This window comes from Limimaricola litoreus, assembly GCF_024159025.1.
Lineage (GTDB): Bacteria > Pseudomonadota > Alphaproteobacteria > Rhodobacterales > Rhodobacteraceae > Limimaricola > Limimaricola litoreus.
In genome coordinates this window covers 1-4428 of the sequence record NZ_JAMYXC010000087.1, presented here as the reverse complement: position 1 = coordinate 4428, position 4428 = coordinate 1, and the positions used below count along the sequence as shown (strand labels likewise).

6 protein-coding genes are annotated in these 4428 nt (G+C 69.6%); 5 read left to right on the top strand and 1 reads right to left on the bottom strand.

All coding sequences use genetic code 11. The features are described 5' to 3' along the window. Positions 1 to 316 (bottom strand): PAS domain-containing protein (locus tag NHG85_RS06160; RefSeq protein WP_253330791.1); only part of this gene is annotated, 316 nt, incomplete at its 3' end. Positions 317 to 501: 185 nt separating this feature from the next. Between NHG85_RS06160 and gmk the strand changes: the two genes are divergently transcribed. From gmk to NHG85_RS06135, 5 genes are all read left to right on the top strand, one after another. Next, on the top strand, positions 502 to 1140 hold the full coding sequence (gene gmk, locus NHG85_RS06155) for a guanylate kinase (RefSeq protein WP_253330789.1): 639 nt from the start codon (positions 502 to 504) through the stop codon (positions 1138 to 1140). Beyond that, positions 1137 to 1658 carry a gamma carbonic anhydrase family protein gene (locus NHG85_RS06150; protein WP_253330785.1) on the top strand — a complete coding sequence of 174 codons (522 nt, stop codon included), beginning with the start codon at positions 1137 to 1139 and terminating at the stop codon, positions 1656 to 1658. Before gmk ends, NHG85_RS06150 begins: the two co-directional genes overlap by 4 nt. 104 nt (positions 1659 to 1762) lie before the next feature. Then, positions 1763 to 2797, top strand: coding sequence for a sensor histidine kinase (locus tag NHG85_RS06145; protein ID WP_253330783.1), 1035 nt, complete (start codon positions 1763 to 1765; stop codon positions 2795 to 2797). Positions 2798 to 2944: 147 nt separating this feature from the next. After that, positions 2945 to 3988: a substrate-binding domain-containing protein gene (locus NHG85_RS06140; RefSeq protein WP_253330782.1), complete on the top strand. Its 1044-nt coding sequence runs from the start codon at positions 2945 to 2947 to the stop codon at positions 3986 to 3988. Positions 3989 to 4112: 124 nt separating this feature from the next. Beyond that, positions 4113 to 4428, top strand: a 316-nt coding sequence (locus NHG85_RS06135) for a phosphate ABC transporter permease family protein (protein ID WP_253330780.1), incomplete at its 3' end; no start/stop codon positions are given.

Here is a 4428-nt window from a genome sequence, read left to right as displayed (position 1 = left end):
TTCTTCGGACACGGAAGGTGAAAATGCCTGCCGCAAGATGCGGATGGCATGGCGTAGATATGAAAGCATTTTCCCCCCGCGCCTCGCTTCCCGCGATCTCGCAGATCTCGCGCCCGGCGAGCCGCAGCCGTCCCACCCCCGGCGCCACCGCATCGAGCAGGAAGACGCAAGGCAGCGCCGCGCCGATCCGGTTCGGGTCGATCGCGGCGCGCGGCGGGGCGAGGGCCCCTGCCGAAAGACCGCGCCAATAGGCCTCGATGCGGTCGAGCCGCGCGGTCGTGCCGTCGCATCGGATATCCTGCTCACGCAACGTCATCGGGTCGCTCCAAGGTTTCACCACAATCTCGCCCCTATTCTAGGGCGCGGACCGGGCGGCCGCCCGTGATATCTTTACATTTGCTTAACGCGCGCCCCCGGTCTTGCCGCGCGGCCCCGATCCGCCTAACCCCGCCCCAAGCCCGACCCGGGGCCCATCGGCACACAGACGGAGCAGCGGACATCATGCAGCGGCGCGGCCTTCTCATCATTCTCTCCTCGCCTTCGGGGGCGGGAAAATCGACCCTCGCGCGACGGCTGCGCGACTGGGATCCGACCTTGGGCTTTTCGGTCTCAGCCACGACGCGGGCGCCGCGCCCGGGCGAGATCGACGGGCAGGATTACCACTTCGTCACCGAGGAGCGGTTCAAGCACCTCGTGGCGGAGGGCGAGATGCTGGAGCATGCGCGCGTCTTCGAGAACTACTACGGCTCGCCGCGCGGGCCGGTCGCCGAGGCAACCGAGGCCGGGCGCGACGTGCTGTTCGACGTGGACTGGCAGGGCGCGCAGCAGATCTCGAACAGCCGCATGGCCGATCAGGTGCTTTCGATCTTCATCCTGCCGCCCTCGATCGCGGAGCTGCACCGCCGCCTCGTCGGCCGTGCGCAGGACGCGGCCGAGGTGATCGAGCGGCGCATGCAGAAAAGCTGGGACGAGATCAGCCACTGGGACGGTTACGACTACGTGCTGGTCAACGACGATCTTGACGCCACCGAGGCGCGGCTCAAGATCATCATCGAGGCCGAGCGCCTGCGCCGCAGCCAGCAGCCCTGGCTGCTCGATCACGTGCGCGGCCTGCAATCGGAGTTCGAGGAGAGATCATGACCATCTACGCGCTCGACGGCGAGACCCCCGAGATCGACGCGACCGCATGGGTCGCGCCCGGCACCCATGTGATCGGCCGCGTCACGCTCGGCCCCGGCAGCTCGGTCTGGTTCGGCACCACGATCCGTGGCGACAACGAACGCATCAGCCTGGGCGAGAACGCCAACGTGCAGGAGAACTGCGTGCTGCACACCGACATGGGCTTTCCGCTCGACATCGGCGCGGGCGTGACGGTGGGCCACAAGGCGATGCTGCATGGCTGCACGATCGGCGAGAATTCCCTGATCGGCATGGGCGCCACCGTGCTCAACGGCGCGAAGATCGGCCGCGACTGCCTGATCGGCGCGGGCGCGCTGGTGACCGAGGGCAAGGAGATTCCCGACGGCAGCCTCGTTATGGGCGCGCCGGGCAAGGTGGTGCGCCAGCTCGACGAGGCCGCCATCGGGAAGCTGCGGCAATCGGCGCTGAACTACCGCGACAATGCCGCGCGCTTCCGCGCCGGGCTCGAAGCGCTCTGACCCCCCCTTGGCGCAGCATCGGGCGGGCCCTGCGCGGGCCGGGCCGAGAGGAGGGCGCGACGGGCGGTTCCGGCGAGGGGACCCGAGAGCCCGATGATCGCGCGATGGACACGACCCGGTCGCTCATGGCGGCGCTGCCCTTTCCGGTGCTGCTGATCGGCCCGGGCGAACGGATCGAGGCGACCAACGCGGCGGCGCTGAGGCTTCTGGGGTCCGCGCATCCGGGGCGGCATTACATCATCGCCCTGCGCCAGCCGGCCGTGCTCGACGCGGTCGAGGCGGTGCTGCGCGACGGCGCGACGCGGCAGGCGCGCTACCTCGGCCGCTCGGGCAACCGCGACACCACCTGGCATGTGACGGTCGGCGCGGTCGCGCTCGACACCGGGCCCGGCGTCGCGCTGAGCTTCGAGGATGTCACCGCGGTCGAGGCGGCGGATGCGATGCGGCGCGATTTCGTCACCAATGTGAGCCACGAGCTGCGCACGCCGATTACCGCGCTGTCGGGCTTCATCGAGACGCTGCGCGGCGCGGCGCGCGACGATGCCGCCGCGCGTGACCGCTTTCTCGGGATCATGGCGCGCGAGGCCGCGCGCATGTCGCAGCTCGTGGCGGACCTGCTGTCGCTCGCCCGCGTCGAGCAGGGGGAACGCCGCCGCCCGACGGCAAAGGTCGATCTTTCTGCGCTGGCCGCGCAGGTCATCACTCTTCTCGAGCCCATCGCCACGCGAGACCGGGTGACGCTCTCGTTCGATGCGCCACAGGCACCGGTGATCGTGCCCGGAGACGAGGAGCAGCTGCGGCAGGTGGTCACCAACCTCGTCGGCAATGCGATCAAGTATGGCGGTCGCGACCGCCCGGTGGAGGTCACCCTCGGGGCCGCGGAGCTTCAGCCCGAACTGCGCGGGCCGGGCGTGCGGCTCGTGGTGCGCGACCACGGCGAGGGCATCGCGGCGCATCATCTGCCGCGCCTGACCGAGCGCTTCTACCGCGTCGATACGCACCGCTCGCGCGATGTGGGCGGCACCGGGCTCGGCCTCGCCATCGTCAAGCACATCGTCAACCGCCATCGCGGCCGCCTGCGGATCGAGAGTGCGCCGGGGCAGGGCAGCAGCTTCATCGTGATCCTGCCCGGCGCCTGAAGGCTTTCCCTCGGGTCATCAGCACTCGATCGGGGGCTGTCATGAAACTTTTACACGCCTGTCACAAAAGCGAGGCGTCCCCCCCGTAATCGGGCATCAACGAGGCGCCGCGGGGCGCTTCGGGGGAATGAACAACAGGAGCGATCCATGTCCTTCGTCAAGATGACCGTCTCGAGCGCGGCCCTTCTCGCCGCCACCACCGGCCTTGCCACCGCGCAGGGGCGCGACAACGTGCAGGTCGCCGGCTCCTCGACCGTGCTGCCCTATGCCTCGATCGTGGCCGAGGCCTTCGGCGAGAACTTCGATTTCCCGACCCCGGTGGTCGAATCGGGCGGCTCCTCCGCCGGTCTGGCGCGCTTCTGCGAGGGCGTGGGCGAGAACACCATCGACATCGCCAACGCCTCCCGCGCGATCCGGTCGGGCGAGGTCGAGACCTGCGCCGCCAATGGCGTGAGCGAGATCATCGAGGTGCGGATCGGCTATGACGGCATCGTCTTCGCCTCCGACATCGACGGCGAGAGCTTCGCCTTCACCCCTGCCGACTGGTACAAGGCACTCGCCGCCGAGCTGCCCCGGGACGGCGCGATGGTCGAAAACCCCAATGCCAACTGGGCCGAGGTCAACGCCGATCTGCCCGATCAGGAGATCCTCGCCTTCATCCCGGGCACCAAGCACGGCACCCGCGAGGTGTTCGAGGAGAAGGTGCTGCTCGCGGGCTGCGAGGAAAGCGGCGCCTTCGAGCAGATCCTCGAGATCAACGGCGGCGACGAGGACGCGGCCGAGGCGGCCTGCATGGAAACCCGCACCGATGGCGTGTCGGTCGACATCGACGGCGACTACACCGAGACGCTGGCCCGGATCGAGGCCAACCCGCAGGGGCTCGGCGTGTTCGGCCTGTCGTTCTACGAAAACAACACCGACAGCCTGCAGGTCGCGACCATGTCGGGCGTCGAGCCCTCGACCGAGACCATTGCCAGCGGCGATTACCCGGTCTCGCGTCCGCTCTTCTTCTACGTCAAGAAGGCGCATCTGGGCGTGATCCCCGGGCTGCAGGAGTTCGTCGAGTTCTTCGTCGCCGACGAGATCGCCGGCCCCGACGGCCCGCTGTCGGACTACGGCCTCGTCGCCGATCCCGAGCTGGCCGCGACGCAGGAGACGGTCGCGACCGGCACCACCATGAGCGCGATGTAACCCGAGATATCGCGGGGCCGGGGGCGGCGATGCCGTCCCCGGCCTTTCGGCGCAGGCTTGCGCGCGACAGACACCCCGGCCCGAGGCGCATGCGCTTCGGGCCTCGACAATCGAAGGCTCCGCCATGCCCCCGACCTGGACCGCCCTGATCGTGCTGGCCATCGCCGCCGCAGGCTTCGTGCTGGCCCGTGCCCGCGCGCGGAACGCCGCGCAGCGGGAGGGGCGCAGGCTCCACTCGCTCGCGCATTACTACGGCTGGACCGCCGCCATCTATGCCGCCGGCCCCGCCTTGTTGCTGCTCGCAATGTGGCTCGTGGCCCAGCCCGCCGTCACCCGAAGCCTGACCTCGCCGGTGCTGCAGGCCGAGGCCGCCGAAGGCGCGGTGCCGTCGCTGATGATGGCCGATGTGCAGCGCCTTGCCGCCGGGCTCGACGCCGCCG